Source organism: Bacillus sp. 7884-1, from assembly GCF_002272245.1.
Taxonomy (GTDB): Bacteria; Bacillota; Bacilli; order Bacillales; family Cytobacillaceae; genus Neobacillus.
This window is the reverse complement of record NZ_NPDD01000325.1, coordinates 1-1,469: the sequence shown is the minus strand read 5'-3', so window position 1 is coordinate 1,469 and position 1,469 is coordinate 1. Positions and strand designations below refer to the sequence as shown.

The window sequence follows — 1,469 nt, the reverse complement described above, 5'->3', positions numbered from 1 at the left end:
CCTAAAAAGCCTGTGAAATTTTACGAGAAGTAAAATTTCACAGGCTTTGATTATTTATTGAATAAAAATAAGGACCACTTCTGATAAAATAAAGTTACCACACAAAATTTCATCTGAAAGAAGGGTCCCTATGTTTAAAGATTATAACATGAATCAACTGATTTTACCTTTAGATTTAGAAGTGAAATTACAAGAAAATGATATTGCTTTCTCCATACACCATTTAGTAGAGAGTATTCCAGCTGGAGTATTCGATTCCTTCCTACGCCATACCGGTTGTCCTGCCCATCATCCACGCATGATGCTAAAAATTATTTTATGTGGTTACACACAATCTGCTTTCTCGGGTAGAAAAATTGAGGGTCTGGTGAAAGATAGTATCCGTTTGATGTGGCTAGCCCAAGGCTACGAGCCAAGTTACCGTACAATCAATCGTTACCGTATACATCCTGAAATGAAAGAATTGATTCGTCAATGCTTTGTTCAATTTCGCTGTCAGCTTGTGCAGGAAAAGCTAATTGATCAAGAAGCGATATTTATTGATGGTACAAAAATTGAAGCAAACGCTAATAAATTCACCTTTGTATGGAAAAAGTCCGTTGAAAAATATAATAAGAATTTGGTGGAAAAATCGAATCAGCTTTACAATGAACTGCTTGAGAAACAAATCATTCCTGAAATGACACGAGAAAACGACGAACAACTTTCAATGGAAGAGCTAACAAAAATCACTGAAAAGCTAGAGGAAGTCATCGAAGAATATACGGAAAAAATCGAGAATTCAAGTGATGTCAATGAACGTAAAAAGTTACGTAGCGAACGCAAAACACCTAAACAAATCGTAAAACAGATATATGATTGGATGGAACGAAAGCAGAAATATCAAAAAAACTTCGAGATATTTGGCACAAGAAATAGTTATTCAAAAACAGACCACGATGCGACATTCATGCGAATGAAAGATGATTATATGCAAAACGGCCAATTAAAGCCTGGTTATAATCTTCAAGTAGCATCTGAAGGACAATACACACTTGCCTACGGTATTTTTTCTAATCCAACGGATACAAAAACACTTACACCATTTCTTGATCAAATTGAAGAACAGTATTTTTCATTGCCTGAACATATCGTCGCAGATGCCGGTTATGGCAGCGAACAAAATTATGATGACATACTAACAAAGCGCAAACGTACACCACTGATTACATATGGTCACTACTTAAATGACCAAAAGAAGAAATCTAAAAAGGATCCTTTTAAAACGAGCAATTGGTTGTATGATGAAGAAAACGATGCCTATACCTGTCCAAACGGAAAACAAGTGAGGTTTCAATATCATTCGAATCGAACAGATAAAGCAGGTTTCAAGCGTACGTTTAAAATTTATGAATGTGAAGAATGTACGGATTGTCCCCTTCGAGTAAACTGTACGAAGGCGCAAGAAGGAAAAAACCGTAAGCTAATGA

General features: G+C 35.7%; 1 protein-coding gene. It reads left to right on the top strand.

What is annotated here, in order from left to right; translation table 11 throughout:
* Nucleotides 1–130: 130 nt before the first annotated feature.
* A partial coding sequence (locus CHI06_RS28925; protein WP_095252068.1) for an IS1182 family transposase occupies nt 131–1,469 on the top strand: 1,339 nt, incomplete at its 3' end.